Raw genomic sequence first — 26,078 nt, 5'->3', positions numbered from 1 at the left:
AAGTCACATTCTAATCCAAGCCGTTTTGTGCTTGCATCCCGCCCGCATCATCCTGAAAGGGGACAAAAAAGTGAAACACTTCCGTAGCATTGGGCTCGCGCTCGCCGCGACCTTCGCCGTCAGCCAGGCCGGGGCCCAGGAGCTGACCGGCACGCTGAAGAACATCAAGGACACCGGCGCGATCACGCTCGGCTTCCGCGACTCTTCGATCCCATTCTCCTATCTCGACGACAATCAGAAGCCCGTCGGGTTCGCGATGGACATCTGCTACAAGATCGTCGACGCCGTGAAGAAGGAGCTCAAGCTCGACAAGCTCGAGGTCAAGCTCAACCCGGTGACCTCGGCGACCCGCATCCCGCTGATGGCCAACGGCACCATCGACCTCGAATGCGGTTCGACCACCAACAACGCCGAGCGCCAGAAGCAGGTCGCCTTCACCAACACCCACTATCTGACCGCCAGCCGCTACGTCTTCAAGAAGTCCAGCGGACTGAAGTCGATCGACGACCTCAAGGGCAAGACGGTGGTCTCGACCGCCGGCACCACCAACATCAAGCAGCTCACTGAGGCCAACGTCGAGAAGAAGCTCGGCGCCAACATCATCCCGGCCAAGGACCACGCCGAAGCGTTCCTGATGGTCGAGACCGACCGCGCGGTCGCCTTCGTCATGGACGACATCCTGCTCGCGAGCCTCGTCGCCGGCTCGAAGTCGCCGGGCGATTATGAGATCTCCAAGGACGCATTCTCCAAGCCGGAGCCCTACGGCATCATGCTGCGCAAGGATGACGCGGCCTTCAAGAAGGCGGTCGATGCGGCGACCGCGGCGCTCTACACCTCCGGCGAAGCCCAGAAGATCTACGACAAATGGTTCACGCAGAAGATCCCGCCGAAGGGCCTGAACCTGAACACGCCGATCTCGGCCGAGCTGAAGAACGAGTTCGCCAAGCCGACGGATTCGCCGAACCCGGACGACTACAAGTAAGATAAAACCTCGATCTTTCGATCGGGATCATGTCCGGCCACTCTTGACATCAGGGTGGCCGGACATTTGCATAGGCGCCAAGACCTTACTCTAAGGTCATCCATGACTGGCGCGTTCGCGCGGGGGACACGTGAACTATAACTGGAACTGGGGAATCTTTTTCCAGCCGAACCCGATGGGGACCGGCACCTATCTCGACATGCTGTTGTCGGGCCTGGCGCTGACCCTGCAGACCGCGGCGCTGGCATGGGTCATCGCGCTGATCACCGGCTCGCTCGTTGGCGTGATGCGTACGTTGCCATCGAAGGGAGCGAACTGGTTCGGCTTTGCCTATGTCGAATTCTTCCGCAACATGCCGCTGCTCGTGCAGCTCTTCCTGTGGTACTTCGTGCTGCCGGAACTGTTGCCAAAGGCCGCCGGCACCTGGCTGAAACAGCTCCCGAACGCGCCGTTCTGGACGGCGGCGATCGGCATAGGCTTCTTCATGTCGGCGCGCGTGGCCGTGCAATTGCAGGCCGGCATCTCGTCATTGCCGCGCGGACAGAAGATGGCGGCAACGGCGCTGGGCCTGACCACCGCGCAGGGCTATCGCTACGTGTTGCTGCCGATGGCGTTCCGCATCATCCTGCCGCCGCTGACGTCCGAGTTCCTCAACACCATCAAGAACACCGCCGTCGCGATCACGATCGGCCTGCTCGAGCTGACCGGACAGGCGCGCTCGATGCAGGAATTCTCGTTCCAGGTGTTCGAGGCCTTCACCGCCGCGACCATCCTCTATCTCCTCGTCAACGCCGTCGTCGTGACCGCGATGCGCTTCCTCGAGCGCTGGGTCGCGATCCCCGGCTACATCACGGGGAAATAAGCGATGTTCGCCAATCTCGATTTCGACGTCATCCGCCGCGCGCTGCCTTACCTGTTCTTCGAGGGCATGACGTTCACACTGACGCTGACGGGCCTCGCGGCCCTCGGCGGCCTCATCTTCGGCACGACGCTCGCCCTGATGCGGTTGTCCGGCTACAAGACTCTCGGGCGCATCGCCGGCCTCTATGTCGATTTCATGCGCTCGCTGCCGCTGGTGCTCGTCATCTTCTGGTTCTACTTCCTGGTGCCCTATATCGGGCAGTGGGTGACCGGCGCCGCGCGCCCCATCAGCGTCGGCGCGTTCGCATCCTCGCTCATCACCTTCATCATGTTCGAGGCGGCGTATTTCTCCGAAATCATGCGCGCCGGCATCCAGTCGATCTCGCGCGGACAGCCGGCCGCGGCCAACGCACTGGGACTGACCTACGCCCAGACCATCCGCTACATCGTGCTGCCGCAGGCCTTCCGCAACATGCTGCCGGTTCTGATCACGCAGACCATCGTGCTGTTCCAGGACACCTCGCTGGTCTACGTCCTGTCGATCACGGACTTCCTGGGAGCGGCAAGCAAGGTCGCGCAGCGCGACGGGCGCCTCGTCGAAATGTACCTGTTCGCAGCGGTCGTCTACTTCACCATTTCCTGTATCGCGTCCTTCGGCGTCCGCCGCCTGCAGGCGCGCATCGCCATCATTCGCTAGGGCTAGAAGCTCATGATCGAAATCAGCCACGTCAACAAATGGTACACGCCGAGTTTCCAGGTGTTGACCGATTGCACCACCAGCGTGACCAAGGGCGAGGTCGTGGTGGTTTGCGGTCCCTCGGGCTCTGGCAAGTCGACGTTGATCAAATGCGTCAATGCGCTGGAGCCGTTCCAGAGCGGTGAGATCACCGTCGACGGCACCAAGGTGCACGATCCCAAGACCAATCTGCCCAAGCTGCGCTCGCGCGTTGGGATGGTGTTCCAGCACTTCGAGCTGTTTCCGCACCTCAAGATCATCGACAACCTCTGTCTTGCGCAGGAGAAGGTGCTGGGCCGCCCGCACGACAAGGCGCAGACCAAGGGCATGCAGCTGCTGGAGCGTGTCGGCCTCAAGGAGCAGGCGCAGAAATTTCCCGCGCAGCTGTCCGGCGGCCAGCAGCAGCGCGTCGCCATCGCACGCGCGCTCGCGATGGATCCGATCGTGATGCTGTTCGACGAGCCGACCTCGGCGCTCGATCCGGAAATGGTCAGCGAGGTGCTCGACGTCATGGTCGATCTTGCCCGCGAAGGCATGACCATGATGGTCGTCACCCACGAGATGGGCTTCGCCCGCAAGGTCGCCAACCGGGTCATCTTCATGGATCGCGGCGAGATCGTCGAGGACGCCCAGAAGGACGATTTCTTCGGCAAGCCGCGCAGCGACCGCGCGCAGAAGTTCTTGTCGAAGATTCTGTCGCACTAAGCACCGCCGTCATTCCGGGATGCGCCGAAGGCGCAGGCCCGGAATCCATCGGGCGGCAATCCAAGGGGCGAAATGGATTCCGGGCTCATTCGCTTCGCGAATGCCCCGGAATGACCGATCGAGGGTTTATCGCGCCCGCCAAATCTCCTATACCGGGAGCCAAATCCCCTTCCCCCAGGAGACCTGCCTTGGACCCGATCGCCTACGTCAACGGCTCATTCGTCCCGCTCTCGGACGCCAAAATCTCGGTCCTCGATCGCGGCTTCCTGTTCGCCGACGGCATCTATGAGGTCTCGGCCGTGCTGGACGGCAAGCTGGTCGACAACGCCTCGCATCTGGCGCGGCTGGAGCGCTCGGTCGGCGAGATCAAGCTAAAGCTGCCGGAGACGCTCGATCGCATCACCGAGCTGCAGAAGGAGCTGATCGCGCGCAACAACGTCGTGAACGGTCTCGTCTATCTCCAGGTGACGCGCGGCGCCGACAAGGGCCGCGACTTCGCCTTCCCGAAGAGCGACGTCAAGTCGAGCCTGGTGATGTTCACCTCTGAAAAGGACATCATCAACGCTGCCTCGGCGAAGACCGGCATCAATGTCATCACGGTGCCCGACATCCGCTGGGAGCGCCGCGACATCAAGAGCGTGGCCCTGCTGGCGCAGGTCTTGGCAAAGCAGGCGGCGGCCGAAGCCGGCGCGGGCGAGGCCTGGATGCTGGAGGACGGATACGTCACCGAGGGCGGCTCGTCCTCGGCGTTCATCCTTACCAAGGACGACGTCATCGTCACCCGCAAGAACTCCAACGCGATCCTGCCGGGTTGCACCCGCAAGGCCGTGGTGGCGCTCGCCGAAGAGCGCCAACTCCGCGTCGAGGAGCGCTCCTTCACGGTCGCCGAGGCGCTGGCCGCCAAGGAGGCCTTTGCGACCTCGGCCTCGCTGTTCGTCCAGCCTGTGGTCGCCATCGACGGCAAGAAGGTCGGCGACGGCAAGCCCGGCCCGATGGCAACGCGCCTGCGCGAGATCTACGTGGAGTTCGCCAAGGCGACGGCGGTCTGATTTGTCATTGCCGGGCCTGACCCGGCAATCCATCGAGAGTCAGAGGTTCTTTTGGACGGATGCGCGGGTCGAGCCCGCGCATGACAAATCCGTATTTGCGTCAATGTCGCGCCTCACGCCACCGACGCCTTCACCTTCACCGGATGCACCGCGCGGAACGCGATCGCGATCCTGTTCCAGGCGTTGATGGCGCCGATCAGCATGGTCAGGTTCACCGTCTCCGCATCGGAGAACTGCGCGCGAACCTGCTCATAGACATCGTCGGGCGCGTGCGTCTGCGAAATCAACGTCACCGATTCCGTCCAGGCCAGCGCGGCGCGCTCGCGGTCGGAATAGAGCGGGGATTCGCGCCAGGCGTTCAGCAGATAGATGCGCTGCTCGGTCTCGCCGCGTTTGCGCGCGTCTTCGGTGTGCATGTTGATGCAGAAAGCGCAGCCGTTGATCTGCGAGGCCCGGATCTTGACCAGCTCGATCAGCGATTTCTCGAGCCCTGTCGACTGGATCTGCTCCTCCAGCGCCATCAATGCCTTCATCGTATCAGGGGCGGCCTGGTAGAAATTCATGCGGGGCTTCATGGTCGTTCTCCTTGCTTCCTACGGTTGATGTCAGTGGGCGCCGCCGGTCGAGGTCTGGCCCGGCTTCTTCAAAAGGAACACGGCCACCAACGCCACGATCAGGGCCATGCCGAGCAGGTAAAAGGTGTCGCTGAAAGCGAAGATATAGGCCTGCTTCTGCACGGTATGGCCGATCGCGACATAGGCACGACGCGCTGCGTCTGCGCGGTCGAGGATGCCGTGATTGACGAAATACTGCGTCAATTGCTCAAGCCGCGTGCGGGTAGCCTGCTCGAACACCGAGACCGACTGCATCATCACGTTGGAGTGATACTGCTCGCGCTTTGTCAGTACCGTCTGAAGCATTGCGATGCCGACAGCGCCGCCGAGATTGCGCATCATGTTGAACAGGCCGGAGGCTGAGCCCGCGTTCTCCGGCTCTATGCCCGCGGTTGCGACCGCCGACAGCGGCGCCATCACCAGCGCCTGGCCGATCGCGCGGACGACGTTGGGCCACAGCAGCTGGTCGGCTGCATAATCGTTGGTCATATAGATGTTCATGAAGTTCGAGGCCGCGAACAGCACGAAGCCGACGCCGATGATGATCCGCGCATCGAGTTTCTGCATCAGCCGCGGCACCAGCGGGATCAGCACCAGTTGCGGCAATCCGGTCCAGGCCAGCACCATGCCGATCTGCTCGGCATTGTAGCCCTGGATGCGTGCCAGATATTGCGGCAGGATGAACACGGAGCCGTACAGCGCGATGCCGAGCAGGAAGTTCGCGAGCATGCCGAAGCCGAAATTGCGGCGGACCAGCAGGCGCAGATTGAGCAGCGGCTTCCTCACCGTCAGCTCGATGATCAGGAAGGCGGTCAGTGCGATGGCCGCGATCACGGAGAGTTTGACGATGAAGGGCGAGCCGAACCAGTCGTCCTTGTTGCCTTCCTCCAGAACGGTCTGCAGCGCCGACAGCCCGATCGCCATGGTGACGATGCCGGCCCAGTCGCCCTCGCGCAGGAGCGACAGCTTCATCGGCTTGGCGTCGAGCGCGTACCAGAGCATGCCAACCATGATCGCGCCGGGAACGAGGTTGACGTAGAAGATGTACTCCCAGCCGAAATTCTCGGTGAGATAGCCGCCGATGGTCGGGCCGATCGCGGGCGCGAACGTCGCCGACAGTGCGAACAATGCCAGGCCCACCGGCTGCTTGGTGCGCGGTAGAAGCGTGATGATCAGCGTGAACGCCATCGGGATCAGCACGCCACCGGTAAAACCTTGCACGGCGCGCAGCACGATCATCTGCGATAGATCCTGAGCGAGGGCGCAGGCCGCTGAAAGAACCAGAAACAGGATCGCGTTGGTGAGGAGATAGATGCGGATCGAGAACACCTGCGCCAGCCAGCCGGAGAGCGGGATCACCACGATCTCGGCGACCAGATAGGAGGTCGAGATCCAGCCGCCGTCGTCGATGCCGGCGCCGATCGCGCCCTGGATGTCGGCGAGCGAAGCGTTGACGATCTGGATGTTCAGCACCGCCATGAAGGCGCCGAGCGTGGCGCCGATGACCGCGATCCAGGTCTTTGCGGACACCGCCGGTGCGGCGGGTGCAGCGGAGGCAGACAGCTCCCTGGCGGCGTTGACGGTCGGTTGCAGCGTGCTCATGGGTTCAGCCGCCATTCGCGCGAGAGGTGGTGTCGGCAAAGTGCTTGGCCGTTTCGCGCTCGGCCAGCACCGCCTGCTTGGTGTCGACGGTCGGCACCGCGGACATGCCGGGGCGCAGCAGCCCGGTGAGGCTGCGGTCGTCGAGCACGATCTTCACGGGAACGCGCTGCACGATCTTGGTGAAATTGCCGGTGGCGTTGTCCGGCGGCAGCAGCGCGAATTCGAGCCCGCTCGCCGGCGACAGACTGTCGACATGGCCGCGCAGGGTCTTGCTACGGAAGCTGTCGACCTGCAGCTCGACCGGCTGTCCCGGCCGCACATGCGTGAGCTGGGTTTCCTTGAAGTTCGCAACGACATAAACCGCATCGAGCGGCACGACTGCCATCAATTGTGTGCCGGCTTGCACGTACTGGCCGACCCGCAAGCTCCGGGCACCGACCGTGCCTTCGACCGGTGCGGTGATCTCGGTATAGGACAGGTTCAGCGCCGCCTGCTGCGCTACCGCGCGGGTCCGTTCGAGCTGGGCCGTGGCCTGGGCGCGCTGGGTGGTGAGCACGTCGATCTTGCGCTGCGCGGCCAGCAGGCCGAATTTCGCGTGCTGCAATTGCGCGCTGCTGGCGCGCAGCGCCGCGTCGGTCTGCTGCGCGCGCTGGATCGTGCCGGAGCCCGACTTCATCAGCTCGTCGGAGCGTGCGCGCTCTTCCTGCGCGAATTTCAGATTGGCGTCCGCGGCAGCGACGTCGGCCGTGCCTTGCTCGATGATCGGCTGCTGCAGTTCGAGCTGGGCATCGATGTTGCGCACCGAGGCTTCGGCGGCGGCGACGTCGGCTCTCGCCTGGTCGAGCGCCGCCTTGAAGTCGCGGTCGTCGATTTTTGCGAGGAGCTGGCCCGCTCTGACCTTCTCGTTGTCGCCGACCAGCACCTTCGCGATATAGCCGGAGACCTTCGGCGCGATGATCGTGGAGTCGGCCTTCACATAGGCATCGTCGGTTGTCTCGAGGTAGCGGCCGTTGGTCCAATAGTCGTGCCCGTAATAGACAATGGCTACCGTGCCCGCGAGCAGCGCGAGCACTAGCGCCACGCGCCGGGTGCGGTTCCGGGCCGGAACAGCCGCTTTGGCGTAATCTCGCGTGATTTCAGTGCCTTGCTGGAAGGTCTCGGTGCGGGGCATCTCAGACATTACGGTCTCCTCTCGCTCGCTGAGAGTATCGGTCTTGCCGCCTCGCGAGATAATTGGCTAAATTCCGGAAGGATTATCCCTTGAGAGTGGATAATCTGAGCGGGCGCCTGGTTCGTGATGTCTACCGAGTCAGGCTCGCGACTGCGCCAGCGCAATTGCCGTCTCTGACGCGCGATTGCTGCTGAGGCGTACATCCCAGCGCAAGGGAAGCCATGGACCGATTGACCAGCCTCGAAGTCTTCAGCCGGGTGGTAGAGACTGGCGGGTTCTCCGCAGCCGCCCGCAAGCTCAACATGTCGACCACCATGGTGAGCAACCACGTGCAGGCGCTGGAGGACCGGCTCGGCGTGAGGCTGCTTCACCGCACCACACGCAAGGTCAATCTGACGGAGATCGGCAAGGCCTATTACGACCGCTGCGTCCAAATCCTCGCCGACATCGAGCAGGCCGACGATATCGCGGGCGAATTGCAGTCGGTGCCGCGCGGCACGCTGCGCATTCACGTCGCTACCCATATGGTGCCGTTCGTGGCTCCGGTCGTCGCAAAGCTCCTGGCCTATCCGGAACTCAAGATCGATCTGCGCATGGGTGAGGCGGATGTCGATCTCATCGAGGAAGGCTACGATGTTGCCTTGCGCATGACCCCGCCGCCGGATTCGAGCCTGATCGTGCGCAGTCTCGCCACCTGGCGGCACGTGCTGTGCTGCTCCCACGATTACATCGAGACGCATGGCCGGGTGCAGAAGCTCGACGAGCTCGCCGCGCATAATTGCGGTCGTCATCTCAATTACCCGTTTGGCGATGAATGGCGTTTCCTCGACCGCAAGGGCGTGCCGGCTTCCGTGCGCATCTCCGGCAGCTTCGTCACCAACAGCGGGGAAGCGCTGCGGAAGGTCGCGCTGGAGGGCGCCGCCGTCTGCCTGATGGCCGGATTTCTCATTCAGGACGACCTCGAAGCTGGCCGCCTCGTGCGCCTCCTGCCGGAATACCGTACGGTGGAGCTGTCCATGAACGCGGTCTATCCGCACCGGCATCATCTGTCGGCGAAGGTCCGGACCTTCATCGACATGCTCGTGCACCACAGTGCCGAGCAGCAGAAGCTCATCAATCCGTATTCATGAAGCCTCTCGCCGGCGACGCCATGTCGCTCGCAAAGCGAGTTGACATCGCCGCGATATCTGGAACAATACAACCTCAGATATGAGTGATTTACTCTGGACCGAATTGGCTCGGCCCGATCCTGTTTTGCGATGTGACGTTTCGTTCAGGCCGGCTTTCGGCTTCTGCTTCTCCAACTCTTACTTTGTTTGGCACATCGGCAGGCGGCAAGCCGATCGGTATCCGATGGCATGCAGAGCTTCGCAGGGGACGGGCGAGCGACATCTTGCGGTGAAGCTGGGCGGCTTGGCCGTATCTGAACCGGCAAGCGCTGAAGGAAGGCTTCGATGACCCCTGCCAGAACGGGATGGATTGCGATCTTGCTGCTTGGCGTCATGGCGGCGGGCATGCAGCCTTCTGTCGCCGCAGCCGACGATGCGTGGCCGGTCAAGAAAAGGCTGATCGGCGAAGACGGCGGCAAGTCCAAGGATGTCAGTGGCATCGCCTGCACGACCACAGATGGGTTTCCCCGGTCATGCCTCGTCATCGACGACAATCTCCAGGACGCCCAATTCATCAAACTGACCGACGGCAAGCTCGTTGCCGGCAGCTCGGTCAAATTGATCGACAACACCTTCAAGGACAAGGCACTCGAGCTCGATGGCGAGGGCGTCGCCTTCTCCAAAGGGTACTATTACGTCATCGGCTCCCACGGCCATCCCAGGGACAAGGACCACAAGCTTAATCCCAAGAAGCACGCCGCCAAGATTCGGGCGAAGATCGCCGCAAGCAGCCAGATCGTCCGGTTTCGCACCACGGGTGCAGATGGCGATGCGTCGGGCTTCGAGCGTACGGCGCAGCTGCGAGAGGTCATCGCGGCCGAACCCGTGCTTCGCGACTTCATGGATCGGCGGCTCGAGAATAACGGCCTGACCATCGAAGGCGTGGCGATCAAGGACGACCGGACGCTGCTCGCGGGATTCCGGGGCCCCGTGCTGAACGGCAAATGTGCCGTCGTTCTAGCGGTCGAGGTGACTTCGCTGTTCGGCAATGGAAAGAGCTTGGACCACCGCCTGTACCGGCTGTCGCTTGGCCAAGGCCGTGGCGTGCGCGATCTCGCGCCATTTGGGGATCGCATTCTCGTCCTGGCAGGTCCGGTTGCGGACGGACCCGGGTCCTATGCCGTCTACGCCTGGGACGGCGCATCAGAATCTGTCGAGCTGTTGAAGGATTTGCCGTTTGATGCCAAGCGAAAGCCGGAGGGGCTGCTGCCGCTGGACAAGACGTCAACCGGACTGCGTGTCCTGATCGTGTTCGACGGCGACAAGAAAGGTCGGCCCACCCCGATCGAAATATCGGAGTCGGGGCCGCGATCGTCATCCTGTCACGCCGGCTAGGCGTTTGGAGCCCGCGCCTCGTACCATTCCCTAAGAGGTCGGCGGCGGTAGCCGACCGAACACACCGTCGAGCGCCATGCCGATCGCGAGCAGGTGGCGGTCGCTGCCGGCGGGGCCGTCGAGTTCAAGCCCGATCGGCAATCGGCTGCTGGCGCCGAGCGCGATCGGGATCTGGATCCCGGGAATACCGGCATTGCTGCCGGGATCGGTGTTCTGGATGAAGAGCCCAAAGTTCTCGAGGCTGCTGGAGTCGGGATTGGAGGCAATCGCCACGCGCGGCGTGGTCGGAAACGCAATGGCGTCGAGCCGGTTGTCGGCAAAGGTCTTGGCGTAGAGTGCCTGCAACGCAGGTCGCGCGGTCTTGATCGCGGCGTCGTAGACCGGCTTGGCATCGACAAGCGTGCCGTCAGGGGCCGGCAGTTTGCGCGGGATGACCAGGCCGTCATAGGTGCCCTTCACATCGGCGCTGGCGATCTGCGCCGCGACTGCCTCGATGGTGAGACCCGTGCCGGTGTGCTTGAGATAGGCGACCAGATCGTCATACGCCTCGTACAGCGCGACCGGAAAACTGACCTGGCCGTTGAGTTCGGCCAGTTGCGGCATCTCGATCTCGACCACCGTGACGCCTTGGGCCCTGACTTTCGCGACGGCGCCTTGGAACGCAGCTTCGGTATCCGCATCGAGGTTGACCAGCATCGATCTGGCGATACCGACGCGGACCTGGCTCAAATCGGCCGGCGCGATCGCGTCGCCACCCGCGATCACGCGATCGAGCAATGCGACATCGGCCATGGTCGCAGCCATCGGGCCCGCGGTGTCGCGGGTGTGCGAAATCGGCGCGATGCCCTCTTGCGGATAGCGCCCGACGGTCGGGCGCAGCGAAGCGCATCCGTTCAGCGCGCCCGGCACCCGGACCGATCCGCCGGTATCGGTGCCGAGCCCGCCCGCGACGATGCGTGCGCCGATCGCAGAGCCCGTGCCCGACGAGGAGCCGCCCGCGATCAGGGCGCGGTCATAGGCGTTGCGCACGCCGAACTCGGCGCCGGTCTTGAACGCCGTGTTGTAGCCGGAGATGCCGAAGGCCAGCTCGTGCATGCTGGTCTTGCCGATGATGATAGCGCCCGCGGCGCGCAGCCTTGCCACGACCGGGGCATCGGCTTTTGGAACGTAGTCCTTGAGCGCGGGCGTGCCAGCGCTGCAAGGCAGTCCCGCGACCTCGATGTTGTCCTTGATCACGATGGGCACCCCGCCGAGCGGCTTGTCCTTGTCGCTTGTGGCGTCGAATGCCGCGGCGGCCTTCAGGGCGCCGGCCTCGTCCAGCGTGACGAAGGCATTGAGATCGGCGTTGGCCTTGGCGCGGGCGAGCGCCTGCGTCGTCAGCGCGGTGCTCGTGACTGTCCCTGCCTGAAGGTCCGCGGCGGCCTGGCTCAGGGTCAACTGGTCGAAATCCATGATGCATCACCCGATTGACGGGGCCATCAGCGCGCCCCTCCGGCTTGGAGGCTGAGGCCTCGGCGGCCCGGCGTCAACCGGCGGCGCGCATCTTTGCCGGCGTTGGCGTGCGGAGCTGACCGAACAGCCGCTCGACCTCTGTCTTCACCGTCCCGACCGCGCTGTCCTTGACCGGACCGTAGCCGCGGATCTCCATCGGTGCCTTTGCAATTGCGATGAGATCAGGAAGACGCGCCGGATCGAGCTCGCCCAGCATCCGCTCGATCACGCCTTCGTACCACGCGATCAGTTCGCGCTCGACGCGCCGTTCCCGGGTGTAGCCGAACGGATCGAACGGCGTTCCGCGCAGCCCCTTCAGGCGCGCCAGCAGGGCGAGAGGGGTCTGGATCCATTGACCGAACGCGCGCTTGCGCGGGCGTCCACGTGCGTCGCGCGGTGACGGCAGGAACGGCGGAGCGAGGTGATACCAGATCTTGAAGCCGTCCTCGAACTCGCGTTTCAGCTCGTCGAGGAATCCGCTTTGCATGTGCAGGCGCGCTACCTCGTACTCGTCCTTGTACGCCATCAGCTTGAACAGGGCGCGCGCGACCGCCTCGGTCAGAGCCTCGCTGTTCAGGGCAGCCTCGGCACTGCGGACCCTTGCGATTGTCCGTCGGTAGCGTGCCGCATAGGCGCTGTCCTGATAGGCAGTGAGAAAGTCGACGCGACGGTCGATGATCTCATCGAGCGTCTCGGTTGCAAGCGCGTTGCGCGCCTTCGGCAGGAAGTCCGGATCGGACGCCGCGATCCGGCCCCATGCGAAGGCCTGCTTGTTGCGCTCGACCGCGACGGCGTTGAGCTCGATCGCGCGCAGCAGCGCCGCAAGCGAGATCGGAACAAGCCCGCTCTGCCAGGCAAAGCCGAGCATGATGATATTGGCATAGACGGCATCGCCGAGCAGCCGTTCGGCCAGCGCGTTGGCATTGATCGTGCCGAGATTGTCTTCACCGACGACCCAGCCGATTGCGCGCAGGCGGGCAGGGGAGGCGAGATCGGCATCGCGGAAGCGGACGACGTCGCCGGTCGGCATCTCCGCGGTGTTGACCACGGCGCGCGTGCCGCGGCGATAGGTGCCGGACGCCTTTGGCGAAGAGCTGACGACGAGGTCGCAACCGATCAGCGCATCGGCCGCGCCCTGGTCGATGCGCACTTGGTGCAGCGCCTCGGGACTTGGTGCGAGCCGGATATAGCTCAGCACCGGCCCGAACTTCTGTGCAAAGCCGGTGAAATCCAGCACCGAGACGCCGCGACGTTCGAGATGTGCGGCCATGCCGATCAACGCGCCGACCGTGATCACGCCGGTGCCGCCGACCCCGGTCACGAGCAGGTCGTAGGGGCGGTCGAGCGTTGCGGTCGCGGGCAGGGGAAGCGTGGCGGCGTGGCCGACCGCGTCGATCCCGCTCGCGCTCTTCTTCCGGCGCGTCGCGCCCTCGACGGTGACGAAGCTTGGGCAGAAGCCATTGAGGCAGGAAAAATCCTTGTTGCAGGACGACAGGTTGATCTGGCGCTTGCGGCCGAACGGCGTCTCCTTCGGCTCGACGCTGAGGCAGTTGGATTCCACCGAGCAGTCGCCGCAGCCCTCGCAGACGAGATCGTTGATCATGGCGAATCGCTTGGGATCGGCCATCTGTCCGCGCTTGCGCCGGCGCCGCTTCTCCGTGGCGCAGGTCTGCTGATAGATCAGGACCGAGACGCCGGGAATGTTGCGCAGCTCGCGCTGCACGGCATCCATGTCCTCGCGCGGATGGATGGTGACGCCATCAGGCAGGTCGGCAGGCGCGAACTGCGCGGGATCATCCGACACCAGCGCGATGCGCGCCACACCTTCGGCGCGAACGCTGTGCGCGATGGCGTGGACGCTGACCGGGCCGTCGACCGGCTGACCGCCCGTCATCGCCACCGCATCGTTGAACAGGATCTTGTAAGTGATGTTGGCCTTGGCGGCGATCGCCTGCCGGATCGCCATCGAGCCGGAATGATAGTAGGTGCCTTCGCCGAGGTTCTGGAAAATGTGCTTGTGCCCGGTGAATCGCGACGAAGCCGCCCAGTTCACGCCTTCGCCGCCCATCTGGATCAGCGACGAGGTCTCCCGGTCCATCCAGCTCGCCATGAAATGACAGCCGATGCCGGCCAGCGCCTTCGATCCCTCCGGCACCTTCGTCGACGTGTTGTGCGGGCAGCCCGAGCAGAAATAGGGCGTACGCGTTGCACCCGGGACGTTGATGCTGCGTGCCGCCTCCGGCATCAGGGCGGCGGCGCGTGCGGCAAGATTGAGGCCGGGGAACATCGGATCGAGCCGCCGCGCCAGCACGCCTGCCAGCGCGCGCGGCGACAGTTCCCCGATCCAGGAGATCAGCCTGGCCCCGGTTTCGTCATGCTTGCCCATCATGCGTTCGGGCTTGCTGCCGGGATAATCGTAGAAATATTCCTTGAACTGGCTCTCGATGATGCCGCGCTTCTCCTCGACCACCAAAATCTCGCGCTTGCCCTTCACGAAGGCCATGGCGTCGTGCAGCGCCAGCGGCCAGACCATGCCGACCTTGTAGATGTCGATGCCGATGCTGCGGCAGGCGGCTTCGTCGAGGCCCATCAGCCGTAGCGCCTCCATCAGATCGAGATGGGCCTTGCCCGTGGTGACGATGCCGTAGGTCGCATCCTTGATGTCGTAGATGTGGCGATCGATCGGATTGGCCTTGGCGAAGGCGTAGACCGCGTGCTTCTTCGCCTCCAGCCGCTCCTCGATCTGTGGGCCCGGCAAATCGGGCCAGCGGTAGTGCAGGCCGCCGGGCGGCGGCGCGAAGTCGGGCGTGCGGAAGCTTCGCGGCGGGCGGAGCGCGACGGAGGCGCCGGACTCGACGATCTCCGAAATCGCCTTGAAGCCGACCCACATGCCGGAGAAGCGGCTCAGCGCATAGCCATATTCGCCGAACTCGAGATATTCGCTGACGCTGGCTGGATGCAGCGTCGGCATGAACCAGCTCATGAAGGCGACGTCGGACTGGTGCGGCATCGAGGAGGAGACGCAGCCATGGTCGTCGCCGGCCACCACCAGTACGCCGCCATGCGGCGAGGAGCCGTAGGCGTTGCCGTGCTTGAGCGCGTCGCCGGAGCGATCGACGCCGGGGCCCTTGCCGTACCAGAGCCCGAACACGCCATCGACCTCGCGATCTCCTTGGGTCTCGACCTGTTGCGAGCCCAGCACCGCGGTGGCCGCGAGGTCCTCGTTGACGGCGGGGAGGAATTCGATGCGGTCTTGCTTCAGTCGTTCCTGGATACGCCAGAGCTCGAGATCGACGCCGCCGAGCGGCGAGCCGCGATAGCCGGAGATGAAACCGGCGGTGTTGAGGCCGCTCACGCGGTCGCGCCTCGCCTGATCGAGCGCGATACGGACGATGGCCTGCGTGCCCGTCAGGAAGACGCGGCCCTCCTCGCGATCGTAGCGATCCGAGAGCTCGTAAGCATCAAGTGAGGGAATGGCGTCCATGACGGACCTCGCGCGGCATCCTGCCCAATGGTGAGAGGTTATGCCTGGGGCGCTGGTAGGTCTTACCTATTTATCCGTCTGACGATGCATATCCGGTAGGATTTTGCATGAAGAGGTAAATTTTGGTAGATTCTGGCAAAAATGCGAGGTTCCCATGATCGAAGACCAGGACACCCGGATTCTCGCCTGCCTCCAGAAGGACGGCCGCGCCACCAACCAGCAACTCGCGGACGAAGTCGGCATGTCCACCTCGGCCTGCTGGCGCCGGGTGCGCGCGCTGGAGGAGGCCGGGGTCATCCAGGGTTATGCGGCGCTGGTCGCGCGCGAGCAGGCGGGCTTTGCGATGTCCGCGATTCTCCACGTCTCGCTGGAGCGGCACGATGCCAAATTCGTCGACGAGTTCGTGACGCGAGTGACCAAACGACGCGAAGTGCTGGAGTGCTTCGCCACCACGGGCGATGCCGATTATCATCTGCGCGTCGTCGTGCAGGACATGGTCGCGTATAACCGCTTCCTGGACGAGTTCATGTTTCGCATCCCCGGCATCCGCTATGTCCGCAGCAACGTGGTGCTGAAGGAGATCAAGACCGGCGTGGCGCTGCCGTTTTGAAGGAGCCTTCGTAGGATGGGTAGAGCGATAGCGAAACACATCGAGGTCTATCCGGGCCGACTGCAGATGATGGGTTTCGCTCCGCTCTACCCATCCTACGAGAGCTATGGCTGCTCCCGCACAAACCTGTTCCGCAACGTCCCGATGCCGCTGATATCGATCTCCACGACATCGCCGTGCCTGATATCCGGCGAGGCACCGTCGGTGCCCATCCAGATCACATCGCCGGGCCATAGCGTGAAATACCTGGTCAGCTCGACCAGGAACGGCACCACGCCGAAGATCATGTCGTTCGTGCGGAAGCGGTTGGTCTCCTTGCCGTTGACCCGGACGATCGTTTCCATCGTGTCGAGATCGGCCTCGGTCTCGATCCACGGTCCCATCGGCTTGAACGTGTCGGCGTTCTTCGAACGCCACAGGCCGCGGTCGGCCTTCTGCCAGCTGCGTTCGCTGACGTCGTTGCCGATGGTGTAGCCGAACACGCAATCCATCGCGTTGGCTTCAGTGAGGTGCTTCACTTTCTTGCCGATGACGACGACGAGCTCGCCCTCATAGTGGATCTTCTCCGTCGCAAAGGACGGGATCACCACGTCCTCGTCATGCGCGATCAGCGCGTTTTGGGCGCGATAGCCGATCTCGGGACGGTCAGGCACGGCCGGCACGGTGCCGGCCTTGTCGGCGGCCTCCTTCAGGTGCTTGAGGTAATTCAGGCCGACGCAGTAGAAGGTGCGGGGGATCAGCGGCAGCTCGATCTTCACCTGCGCTAGCGGGTGCGTGCGCGAGCTGCGCTGCCATTCACTGAAGGGATCGCCGTCGACTGCGATCACACGGTCGCCTTCGACGATCCCCCACGACGTCTTGCCCGCGGTGGTGAATTTCAGCCAGCGCATAATTTGTCCTCGTCGTTATTCCGCGGCATCGCGCGGCTGTACCTTCCAGGCGCCCGCCGCCGGTCGCCTGAGCCCGAGATTTTCGCGAAGCGTCTTGCCGCGATAGTCCTTCTGAAACAGGCCGCGTCGCTGCAGCTCCGGCACGACATGCTGGACGAAATCGGCATAGGAGCCGGGCACGTAGGTTGCGGCGATGACGAAACCGTCGCAGCCGCGCTCGACGAACATTTCTTCGAACTTGTCGGCGATCTCCTTGGGGCCGCCGACCATCGCGTCCTGCACCTGGCCGCGGCCGGAGAAGGTGACGAAGTCGCGCGCGCTCGGGTTGCTCTTGCCTGAGGCCTTCAGCACGCCGTCGCGGATGCCCAGAATGCCCTGCATGCTCTTCAGCTCGTCCGTGGTCAGCGGCTCGTCGAGGTCCTTGGAGGCGAAATCGTAGTTGAGGGCTTCGGCGAGCAGCGATAGCGCGTCGATCTGCAGCGGCAGCTTGTTGATCAGCGCCATCCTGTCCTCCGCCTCCGCCTTGGTGGCGGCGCAGACCGGCGTCGTCAGATTGCAGAGGAACATCTGGTCGGGATCGCGGCCGGCCTTGGCGGCCTCGTTGCGCACGGCGGCGTAGCCTTCCTTGGCGGCAGTGAGATTGCGCGCGGCCGTGAAGATCACTTCGCCCCAGCGGCCGGCGAAGCGCTGGCCGCGGCCGGAGGCGCCGGCCTGGATGATGACCGGATGGCCCTGTTGCGAGCGCGGCACGGTGAACGGTCCGCGCGACTTGAAGGCCGGCCCCTTGTGATCGAGCCGCTTCACCTTGGTTGGATCGGCAAAGCGACCGCTCTTCTTGTCGATGATGAGCGCGCCGTCCTCCCAGGTGTCCCAATGGCCGAGCACGACCTCCATGAACTCGTCGGCCTTGTCGTAGCGGGAATCATGTTCGGGATGGGAGTCGCGCCCCATGTTGAGGGCTTCGCCGTCGTTGAGCGAGGTGACGACGTTCCAGCCCGCGCGCCCGCCGGACATCAGATCGAGCGTCGCGAACCGGCGCGCGACGTCGAATGGTTCGTAATAGGTGGTCGAGCAGGTCGCGCCCAAGCCGAGCTTCTCGGTGACCATGCCCATCGTGGTCAGCACGATCAACGGATCCATCTTCACGCAGCGGATGCCGTATTCGACGGTGTGGGCGTGGTCGTTGCCATAGCGGTCCGGCATCGCCAGGCGATCGTCGAAGAAGGCCATGTGGAACTTGCCGGCTTCGAGAATTTTGGCGATCGCCTGATAATAGTCCGCCGACATGGAATCGTCGCGCGAGTCCGGATGCCGCCAGGAGCTCGGCAAATTGGTGCAGTTCTGCGCCTGGAGGAAGCCGACCAGGACCATCTGTCTCGTCATGCTGCTGTTCTCCTGATGCCGTCAGCCCAGATCGAGCACGGTGTCGAGCCGGTATTCCCTCGCCAGCGCGCGCAGTTTCTCCCACGTGGCATCCTCGATCTCGATGCCGTCGCGCAGGCGCTGCTGCTCGCGCAGGCCCTCGATCTCGCCGGGATAGTAGACGCCCTTGCTGCCCTCGGACGGCGGCGTCGATTTGAGATAGTGCGCGAACTCCGCGACCTCGCACTTGAAGTCCGCTAGCTGCCGGAACGCGGCGACGTTGAACACCGCCATGAAGCAGCCGTCATTGTGCCGCCCCGTCGGCTCGACGCCGAAACCGAGCCCGGTGAGCAGGCCGCACAGCACTTCGACCATGGCGGCGAGGCCGCTGCCCTTGTAGCCCTCGGTGCCGCCGAGCGGCAGCAGCGCGCCGCCTTTGCGGTATTGCGTGGGATCGGTGGTGTGCCGTCCCTCGGCGTCGATGATCCATCCCGTCGGAATCTCCTCGCCGCGTGCGACCGCGAGCTGGATCTTGCCGGCCGCGACCGCCGAGGTCGCCATGTCCAGATAGAACGGCGTATCGAGATCGGACGGCACCGCGATCGAGATCGGGTTGGTGCCGAGCCGCGCCTCCTTGCCCCCGAACGGCGCCACGTGCTTCGGCGAGCGGCCCGAATCCGCCGTCGCGATCCCGATCATGCCCTCGCGCATCGCCATCAAGGGATAGGCGGCGAGGCGGCCGACATGGCTCTGCCGGAATACGGTGCACGCCGCGACATTCGCCGTCTTGGCTTTCTCGATCGTCAGCGCCATCGCCTTGGCGTTGACGTGGAAACCAAAACCCCAATGACCGTCGATCACGGTCGTGGTCGGCGTTTCCTGGACGATGGTCCATTTGGCGCCGGGCACGATGTGGCCGGCCTTGATGCGGTCGACATAGGTGGGAACGGCGATCACACCGTGGGAGTCGTGGCCGGCGAGGTTGGCGTTGACGCAGCCCTTTGCGACGGCGTCGGCCTCTTCCTCGGAGGCTCCGGCGGCGCGGAGCAAGGCGGCGCTGATGCGCGTGAGGCGATCGGCCTTGACGATCGGCATGGCGTTCCCCGAGCTTCGTGCCCTTGTCGGGCGCTGATTGTTGAAGTCATCGTCTCAAAGCGCAGCGGCGATATCAATCTCCCGTAAACCAATACAGGGCTGCAAAATCGTAAAGAGAACCCGCCCTTGACGAGGATTCGTCCCGCGCGGCGGTATTTCCGTCAGGTTTGCCGCAGGTCGTTCGTAGCTCGTTCACTTTGATCGCTGGTTTGCAGCGCGCAATAACGACCACTTAGGCGATGGTCGTTCATAAAGTCACCCGGGAGAAACTGGCAGAATGCCCGGGAGCTGAGATCGTGTCGACGACACTCGCGCGCACATTTGCGGCGTTGAGCGCCATCAACGAAGCGATTCTCTATGCGAAATCGCCGGACGAGCTGTACCAGAAGGTCTGCGACGCCGGGTTTTCGAGCGGAGATTTTTTGGCGGTCGCCGTGTTCCTGGTGGGACCGGATGGCAGCCGCTTGCGTTTCGTGGCCGGCTGCGGCGACGACATCCCGCGACTCCGCTCGCTCGTCATCACGACAGAAGCCGGTACACCCGAAGGCTCCGGTGTCGGTGGCGAGGCGTTTCGCGAACAGAAGCTGTGCATCAGCAACGATTATCTGAACGATCCGCGTTCGCTGGCGTGGCGCGCGGGTGCGGCTTCGGCCGCCATCGGCGCGGCTGCGGCGTTGCCGCTGCTCTGCAACGGCAAGAGCGTCGGCGTGCTCTACGTGACCCGCCGCGAAGCCGGCTCGCTGAACGAGCAGATGGTGTCGCTGTTCGAGCGCATGTCGGCCAACATTTCCTATGCGCTCGAGAATTTCGAGCGAGAGGGAGCGCGTCGGGAGAGCGAAGCGGCGATGCGGCGGCTCAATCGCATGTTCGGGGCGCTGAGCGCGACCAACGAGGCGATCCTCAAGGCCAATACCGAACTGGACCTCTATCAGCGGGTCTGCGACGCAGCAGTGCATGGTGGAAAATCGCTGGCGACTTTCGTGCTGCTGCGCGAGGAAAACTCGCACTGGCTGACACCGGTGGCCGCGACCGGACAGAATCTCGACCTGATCCGGCAGGCGCGCTACTCAATCGACCCTGAGAATCCTCACGGTCGTGGCATCTCCGGCCAGGTCTTCCGGACGCAGAAGGCGATGGTCGAAGACGACCTTGTCGGTCGCACCAAGGGAACCACCTGGGAGCGGGCCAATATCAATGCCGGGGCGGTCGCCTGCGTCGCGGCGCCGCTGATCAAGCGCGGAATCAGCGTCGGCGTGATGTTCTTCTTCGTGAGCAAGTCCTGGGCGAAGGACGAGGGCATCGTCGCGCTGTTGCTGCGCATGACCGAGAACGTGTGCTTTGCGCTCCAGAACTTCGACCGCGACGAGGAAAAGGCTGAGATCGCGCGCGAGGAGGAGCGGCTGGCGCGCATGTACGCCGCGCTGAGCGCCACCAATGAAGCGATCATCCGGGCGACGTCGCGGGCCGAGCTGTTCGATCTCGTCTGCGAAGCGTCGGTGCAAGGCGGCAAGTTCGGCTCGGCTACGATCGCGCTCGCTGAGCCTTCCTCCGAGCTGCTGCGCGTCGTCGCCTCCGCGGGACCGAATTCCGATGAGGTGCGCAGTCTGAAATTTGCGACGACGGACAAGGTGCCGGAAGGGCGAGGCCTGACCGGTACGTGCTTCCGCACCGGCAAGCCGTGCCTGACCAACGACCTGCTGGCCGACGACCGCCTCAAGCCGTGGTACGACAGCGCGCGCCGCACCGGCGTCAAATCCTCCGCGGCGCTGCCGTTGCTCAACGGTGATCGCACTGAGGGCGTGTTCCTGTTCAATTCCCTGGAGATCGGCACGTTCACGCCCGAGCTGGTCGAGCTGCTGGAACGTCTTGCGCGCAACGTGTCATTCGCGATCGCAAATCTCGACCGCGCTGAGGAGAAGGCCAAGGCCGACAAGCAGCGAAACCGGCTGAGCGGCATGTTCGAGGCGTTGAGCGCCACCAACGAAGCCATCATGCGTGCCGAGACCCGCGAGGAGCTGTTCGACGTCGCATGTCAGGCAGCCGTGCTGGGCGACGTGTTCGCCTCGGCGACGATTGGAATCATCGACGAGGCATCCGAGCTGGTCCGGGTCGTCGCCGTGAAGGGGCGGCTCCAGGAGCGGATGGTCGGACGCACCTGCGTGATCTCCCCGGATCATCCCGAAGGCCAGGGAATCATCGGAATTTCGCTGCGGACGTGCCGGCCGAGCGTCATCAACGACTACATGCACGATCCGCGATCGGCGCACTGGCGCTCCAAGGCCGTCGAGGACGGGACCCGCGCGGCTGCGAGCTTCCCGCTGCTGCGCGACGGCCGGAAGCCGATCGGCATCCTGCTCTTCCTCGCTCCGGAGGAGGACACATTCACGCCCGATCTGGTCGAGCTGCTGGCCCGTCTTGCAGAAAACGTCTCGTTCGCACTCGACAATTTCGAGCGTGCCGAGGAGAAGGCCCGCACCGAGGCGCAGAAGGAGCGCCTGAGGCGCATGTTCGCGGCGCTGAGCGCGACCAACGAGGCGATCATGCGGGCGAAGTCGCGCGCCGAGCTGTTCGATCTCGTGTGTCTTGCGGCGTCGAACGGTGCCAAGTTCACCTCGACCACCATCGCGCTGGCAAGGGCCGACAGCGATCAGCTGGAAATCGTGGCGAGCGCCGGCCCCTCCGCCGACACCACGCGCAACGTCCGCCTCTCGATCGATCCGGAGCGGCCCGAAGGGCGCGGCATGAGCGGCACGGCGTTCCGCACGCGCCAGCCCTGCATCAGCAACGACTATCTCAACGACCAGCGCGTGAGCGCCTTCCACGCCGTCGTGCGCGGCGACGGCGCGCGCTCCGGCGCGGCATTTCCGCTGATCGTGCACGACCAGGCCGTCGGCGTCATGATCTACATGTCGACGGAGCCGGGGACTTTTACGACCGAGTTCGTCGAGCTGTTGCAGCGTCTTGCCGACAACGTGTCCTTTGCGATGGAGAATTTCGATCGCGCCGACGCCAAGAACGAGGCGGACGAGCGGATCGAGTACCTCGCCTCGCATGACAGCCTGACGGACCTTCCGAACCGCGAGACCTTCAACGGGCTCTTGCGCGAGGCGATCGCCACGGCGGAGCGACACGATCACCGTTTTGCGGTGCTGTTCATCGACCTCGACCGCTTCAAGGTCATCAACGATTCGCTCGGGCACGAGGCCGGCGACCTGCTGCTGCTCGAGGTCGCCAATCGCTTGCGCGGGGCGCTGCGGGCAAGCGACGTGGTGGCGCGCCTCGGCGGCGACGAGTTCGTGGTGATCCTCGACCAGTGCGGCGAGATCGACGATGTCCAGCACATCGCGACCGACCTTTTGACCGCGCTCGCCCAGCCCATGGAGCTCGCCGGGCACGAGTGCCACACCACGGCGTCGATCGGCATCGCGATGTATCCGGCCAACGGTTCCGACGCGCAGACGCTGACCAAGAACGCCGACATGGCGATGTATCTCGCCAAGGAAGACGGCAAGAACGGCTATCGCTTCTTCTCCAAGGAAGTGAAGACGCAGTCGATCGAACGGCTGTCGCTGGAGAGCGCGCTGCGCCGGGCGCTGGAGCGCGGCCAGTTCTCGCTGAACTACCAGCCCAAGGTGGAGATGGAGACCGGCCAGATCACCGGCGTGGAAGCGCTGCTGCGCTGGACGCATCCCGACCTCGGCAGCGTCTCACCGGCGCAGTTCATTCCGCTCGCGGAAGAAACCGGGCTGATCGTGCCGATCGGCCGCTGGGTGCTCAACGAGGCCTGCTCGCAGGCCATGGCCTGGCAGCGTCGCGGCCTGCTGCCGCTGTCGATGGCGGTCAATCTGTCGCCGCGGCAGTTCGCCGACGAGCATTTGTTGCAGGACGTCGACGAGGCGCTCGCGGCCAGCGGCATGTCCCCCGTGCTGCTCCAGCTCGAGGTCACCGAGAGCATGATGATGCGCAACGTCGGACGTGCGCTCAAGGTGCTCGACGCCATCCAGAGCCGCGGCATTCGCCTTGCCATCGACGATTTCGGCACCGGCTATTCGTCTATGTCGCTGATGAAGCACTTCCCGATCGACACAATCAAGATCGACCGCTCCTTCGTGCGCGACCTGCCGCACGATTCGGAAGACCAGGCGATCGCGCAAGCGATCATCAGCATGGGCAAGGCGCTCGGCATGACCGTGGTCGCCGAAGGTGTCGAGAACGTCGAGCAGGAGGCGTTCCTGCGCGCCCATGGCTGCGACGAGATGCAAGGCTTCCTCATCGCCAAGCCGTTGCCGGCGCGGCAGATGGCCGAGCTGCTGCGGCCCATGGTTCTGCCCATCGCGCCGCCGCTCCAGCCGGAGCCGGACGTTGCAGTCACGGAAGCTGCGGCGTCACGCCTGAAACGCGCCGTCGTCTGATGGCTGCGGCTCGTTCACCTCTCCCGCAAGCGGGAGAGGTGCACAGCTCCAACGTGTCAACCAAATCTGTTTTACAGGCTCTAACGCGACTTAAGCGGATGCGCCTTCTGGTGCCAGGCCCAGGCGGTGCGGATGACCGTAGGCAAATCGGAGTGACGCGGCACGAAGTTCAGCACCTTCCGTGCCGCGGAGGGGTCAGCGACCAGATAAGTGGGATCGCCGGCGCGGCGCGGCCTGACGGTGTGCGGCACCTCGCGCCCGGTCTCCTGCCTGATGGCGTCGAGGATCTCGCGCACCGAGAAGCCGGCGCCGGTGCCGAGATTGAAGCTGCCGCCGGCATGTCCCTGTTCCAGCAGCTTGAGTGCCGCCACATGCGCTGCCGCCAGATCGGTGACGTGGATGTAGTCGCGGATCGCGGTTCCATCGGGCGTGTCGTAATCATCGCCGAACACCGCGAAATCGACATGGCCTTGCAGCGCCATCATGGCGCGGGGAATGAGATGGGTTTCGTTGTCGCGCAGTTCGCCGATGCCGCCTGAGGGATCGGCGCCGCTGGCGTTGAAATAACGCAGGCAGAACGCGCCGAAGCCGTAGGCTGAGCGGTAGTCAGCCAGCATCCGCTCGATCATCCATTTCGAAGCGCCGTAAGGATTGATCGGAGCGCAGGGAAAGTCCTCCGGCAGTTCCTTGGAATCGGCATTGCCGTAGACGGCGCCGGTGGAGGAGAACACGATGCGGTGACAGCCGGCATTGCGCATCGCCTGCAACAGCGACAGCGTTCCCTGCACATTGTTGACATAGTATTTCTGCGGATCCGTCATGGATTCGCCGACCAGGCTTGCCGCCGCGAAATGCATCACCGCCGTGATCTCGTGGTCGGCGAAGGCGCGCGCCAGCGCCGCGCCGTCGAGCAGGTCGCCGATGACCAGGGGGCCGGCAACGAAGCTGCGATGACCTGTCGAGAGATTGTCATAAACGACGGGCTGATAGCCGGCGGCAGTCAATGCGCGGCAGGCGTGCGAGCCAATGTAGCCCGCGCCTCCCGTGACGAGGACAGTCGGTCGATCGGTCATGTCGTCTGGTGCTCTTCTCTTAGCGGAGGGGTCGGTTGCGGCTGAAGAGAAGATAGAGCGCGCGGGGGTTGGTGGTCAAATAGCGCCAGAACAGCCGGCGCGGCTCAAGCAGGGTGCGCCAGGCCCATTCCAGCCCGATCTTCTGCATCCATTGCGGCGCGCGAGCGCGGCTCCCTGACAGGAAGTTGAACAGCCCGCCGGATGTCTTGATAACGCCAACATTGGTGAGATGCGGCGTGAATTCCTTCACGAATGCCTGCTCGTTGGGCACGCCGAGCGCGACCCACAGATAATCAGGCGCAAGCGCGTTGATCTCCTCGACCTTCGCGCGCAGCGCATCGCCTTTGAGATAGCCGTGGCTGTAGCCGACGATCTTCAGGTTCGGATACAGCTTCCGGACATTCTCGACGGCCGCGAGGTTTTCGTCCTCGCTGGCGCCGAACATGTAGAAGCTGCGGCCCGCTGCTTCCGCCTTGCGCGCGACGACGTGAAACAGGTCGGTGGTCGCGACGCGTTCGGGCAGCGGAAACCAGGATTGCAGCTTCGAGGCCGCCACCAGCGGCTGGCCGTCGGCATTGATCAGGTCGGCGGCGCGGAACAGGCGCTCGGTCTGCGGCTCGGTCGAGCAGCGCGCCAGCACCTCGCCATTGGCCGAGGTCAGGAACAACGGACGGCCGATGCGATGGTTGGGGTCGGTCGCCTCGATCATGAAGTCGGCGGTGGCTTCCAGGTCGATCGCGGCCATGCGCAGCCCGCCGACGGTGATCCGCGGCACTTCGGCAGTTGCTGCCCGTCCGTCGATGTTGACGCGGCGCTCAAGCATATTGTTTGCCTCGCTGGCGCGCTTCGACTGCAGGGGTGAGCTCGTCGAGCACGACGCCGACGAGCTTGCGCTCGGCGCGGCCGAGCGCGGTCAGGATCTCTTCCAGGCTGTCGTTGATGTCGAGGCTGGTCGGCAGCACCGCAACCAGCGCGTCCGTGTCGTCGAGCAGCTTGCGGCTGGCGGCGAGAAGCGGCATCGCCGGGCCGTCGAGGATCACGAGGTCATAGCCGCCCGCGGCGCGTGCCTGGGCGATCGCCTTGCGGATCGCATCAGTAGCCTTGCCGGCATCACCTTCGCCGGCCGGCAGCACCGAAATGCCGTTGACCGTCTTGATCTCGCGTGCAGCCTTGCTGCCGATCGAGAGCCAGCCGAGCCTGCTCGGCTCGCTCTTGCCGGGACGGCTGACCTTGTTGGAGAGCGCGTGCATCTGATGGTCGGCGTCGATCATCAGCACGCGGGCGCCATCGCGGGCCGCCGCGAGCGCGAAATTCAGCGCGCTTACGCTGCGCCCGGTGGTCTCGCCGCCGCCGACAAGCGCGATCACCGGCATCGCCTTGCCGCCGGCACGCCGCGCCACGGCGGCGCGCATGTCGCGCCAGGCGTTGAGCAGCTTC

Annotated in this window: 20 protein-coding genes; 9 read left to right on the top strand and 11 right to left on the bottom strand. The window is 64.3% G+C overall.

Translation table 11 applies throughout. From position 1 onward, the window contains the following. The first annotated feature begins 70 nt into the window (after positions 1 to 70). The 5 genes from SE92_RS19250 (at position 71) to SE92_RS19230 (ending at position 4,333) form a co-directional block, all read left to right on the top strand. On the top strand, positions 71 to 982 hold the full coding sequence (locus SE92_RS19250; protein ID WP_063203631.1) for an amino acid ABC transporter substrate-binding protein: 912 nt from the start codon (positions 71 to 73) through the stop codon (positions 980 to 982). A gap of 130 nt (positions 983 to 1,112) precedes the next feature. Continuing rightward, entirely contained in the window at positions 1,113 to 1,844 is a 732-nt protein-coding gene (locus SE92_RS19245) for an amino acid ABC transporter permease (protein WP_063197497.1), read from the top strand. Between the two features lie 3 nt (positions 1,845 to 1,847). Further along, entirely contained in the window at positions 1,848 to 2,540 is a 693-nt protein-coding gene (locus tag SE92_RS19240; protein ID WP_063197495.1) for an amino acid ABC transporter permease, read from the top strand. A gap of 12 nt (positions 2,541 to 2,552) precedes the next feature. Next, on the top strand, positions 2,553 to 3,284 hold the full coding sequence (locus SE92_RS19235) for an amino acid ABC transporter ATP-binding protein (RefSeq protein WP_063197493.1): 732 nt from the start codon (positions 2,553 to 2,555) through the stop codon (positions 3,282 to 3,284). A gap of 188 nt (positions 3,285 to 3,472) precedes the next feature. After that, on the top strand, positions 3,473 to 4,333 hold the full coding sequence (locus tag SE92_RS19230) for a D-amino-acid transaminase (RefSeq protein WP_063197491.1): 861 nt from the start codon (positions 3,473 to 3,475) through the stop codon (positions 4,331 to 4,333). A gap of 113 nt (positions 4,334 to 4,446) precedes the next feature. Here SE92_RS19230 and SE92_RS19225 read toward each other — a convergent pair whose 3' ends face one another. The 3 genes from SE92_RS19225 to SE92_RS19215 are packed head-to-tail and all read right to left on the bottom strand — an operon-like array spanning position 4,447 to position 7,729. Continuing rightward, positions 4,447 to 4,908, bottom strand: coding sequence for a carboxymuconolactone decarboxylase family protein (locus SE92_RS19225; RefSeq protein ID WP_063197490.1), 462 nt, complete (start codon positions 4,906 to 4,908; stop codon positions 4,447 to 4,449). Between the two features lie 30 nt (positions 4,909 to 4,938). After that, positions 4,939 to 6,549: an MDR family MFS transporter gene (locus tag SE92_RS19220; protein ID WP_063197488.1), complete on the bottom strand. Its 1,611-nt coding sequence runs from the start codon at positions 6,547 to 6,549 to the stop codon at positions 4,939 to 4,941. A gap of 4 nt (positions 6,550 to 6,553) precedes the next feature. Next, a complete protein-coding gene (locus tag SE92_RS19215) occupies positions 6,554 to 7,729 on the bottom strand; it encodes an HlyD family secretion protein (protein ID WP_063197486.1) in 1,176 nt (391 codons plus the stop codon). A gap of 212 nt (positions 7,730 to 7,941) precedes the next feature. Between SE92_RS19215 and SE92_RS19210 the strand changes: the two genes are divergently transcribed. Then, positions 7,942 to 8,850, top strand: coding sequence for a LysR family transcriptional regulator (locus tag SE92_RS19210; protein WP_063197484.1), 909 nt, complete (start codon positions 7,942 to 7,944; stop codon positions 8,848 to 8,850). Between the two features lie 324 nt (positions 8,851 to 9,174). Beyond that, positions 9,175 to 10,224: a DUF3616 domain-containing protein gene (locus SE92_RS19205; RefSeq protein WP_084251851.1), complete on the top strand. Its 1,050-nt coding sequence runs from the start codon at positions 9,175 to 9,177 to the stop codon at positions 10,222 to 10,224. Positions 10,225 to 10,254: 30 nt separating this feature from the next. On the opposite strand, the gene iaaH is transcribed toward SE92_RS19205, so the two are convergent. Together iaaH and SE92_RS19195 are read right to left on the bottom strand one after the other, a co-directional pair. Further along, on the bottom strand, positions 10,255 to 11,676 hold the full coding sequence (gene iaaH, locus SE92_RS19200) for an indoleacetamide hydrolase (protein ID WP_063197480.1): 1,422 nt from the start codon (positions 11,674 to 11,676) through the stop codon (positions 10,255 to 10,257). A 73-nt stretch (positions 11,677 to 11,749) separates the two neighbouring features. After that, positions 11,750 to 15,199, bottom strand: a complete 3,450-nt coding sequence (locus SE92_RS19195; RefSeq protein WP_063197478.1) for an indolepyruvate ferredoxin oxidoreductase family protein — start codon at positions 15,197 to 15,199, stop codon at positions 11,750 to 11,752. A 154-nt stretch (positions 15,200 to 15,353) separates the two neighbouring features. On the opposite strand from SE92_RS19195, the gene SE92_RS19190 reads away from it, so the two are divergent. Further along, the gene (locus tag SE92_RS19190; protein WP_063197476.1) at positions 15,354 to 15,809 is read left to right on the top strand and encodes an Lrp/AsnC family transcriptional regulator; all 456 of its coding nucleotides are present in this window, start codon (positions 15,354 to 15,356) and stop codon (positions 15,807 to 15,809) included. 104 nt (positions 15,810 to 15,913) lie between these two features. Here SE92_RS19190 and SE92_RS19185 read toward each other — a convergent pair whose 3' ends face one another. From SE92_RS19185 to SE92_RS19175, 3 genes are read right to left on the bottom strand one after another with little or no spacing between them, the layout of a single operon-like run. After that, entirely contained in the window at positions 15,914 to 16,699 is a 786-nt protein-coding gene (locus SE92_RS19185) for a fumarylacetoacetate hydrolase family protein (RefSeq protein ID WP_063197474.1), read from the bottom strand. A gap of 15 nt (positions 16,700 to 16,714) precedes the next feature. Continuing rightward, positions 16,715 to 18,082, bottom strand: coding sequence for an LLM class flavin-dependent oxidoreductase (locus tag SE92_RS19180; protein ID WP_063197472.1), 1,368 nt, complete (start codon positions 18,080 to 18,082; stop codon positions 16,715 to 16,717). Between the two features lie 21 nt (positions 18,083 to 18,103). Further along, positions 18,104 to 19,156 (bottom strand): Ldh family oxidoreductase, encoded by a 1,053-nt coding sequence (locus tag SE92_RS19175; RefSeq protein ID WP_063197470.1) that lies wholly within the window; start codon positions 19,154 to 19,156, stop codon positions 18,104 to 18,106. Positions 19,157 to 19,452: 296 nt separating this feature from the next. Between SE92_RS19175 and SE92_RS19170 the strand changes: the two genes are divergently transcribed. Next, positions 19,453 to 23,568 carry a sensor domain-containing phosphodiesterase gene (locus SE92_RS19170; RefSeq protein WP_063197468.1) on the top strand — a complete coding sequence of 1,372 codons (4,116 nt, stop codon included), beginning with the start codon at positions 19,453 to 19,455 and terminating at the stop codon, positions 23,566 to 23,568. A gap of 80 nt (positions 23,569 to 23,648) precedes the next feature. On the opposite strand, the gene galE is transcribed toward SE92_RS19170, so the two are convergent. The 3 genes from galE to SE92_RS19155 all read right to left on the bottom strand — a co-directional run. Next, a complete protein-coding gene (gene galE / locus SE92_RS19165; RefSeq protein ID WP_063197466.1) occupies positions 23,649 to 24,641 on the bottom strand; it encodes a UDP-glucose 4-epimerase GalE in 993 nt (330 codons plus the stop codon). 19 nt (positions 24,642 to 24,660) lie between these two features. After that, positions 24,661 to 25,464, bottom strand: coding sequence for a WecB/TagA/CpsF family glycosyltransferase (locus tag SE92_RS19160; RefSeq protein WP_063197464.1), 804 nt, complete (start codon positions 25,462 to 25,464; stop codon positions 24,661 to 24,663). After that, the coding region (locus SE92_RS19155) for a nucleotide-binding protein (protein WP_502686769.1) at positions 25,457 to 26,078 on the bottom strand (622 nt) is incomplete at its 5' end. The genes SE92_RS19155 and SE92_RS19160, both read right to left, overlap by 8 nt.

The sequence above is a fragment of the Bradyrhizobium sp. AT1 genome (genome assembly GCF_001590795.1).
Taxonomy (GTDB): Bacteria; Pseudomonadota; Alphaproteobacteria; order Rhizobiales; family Xanthobacteraceae; genus Bradyrhizobium.
This window is presented reverse-complemented; position numbering and strand designations above follow the sequence as displayed.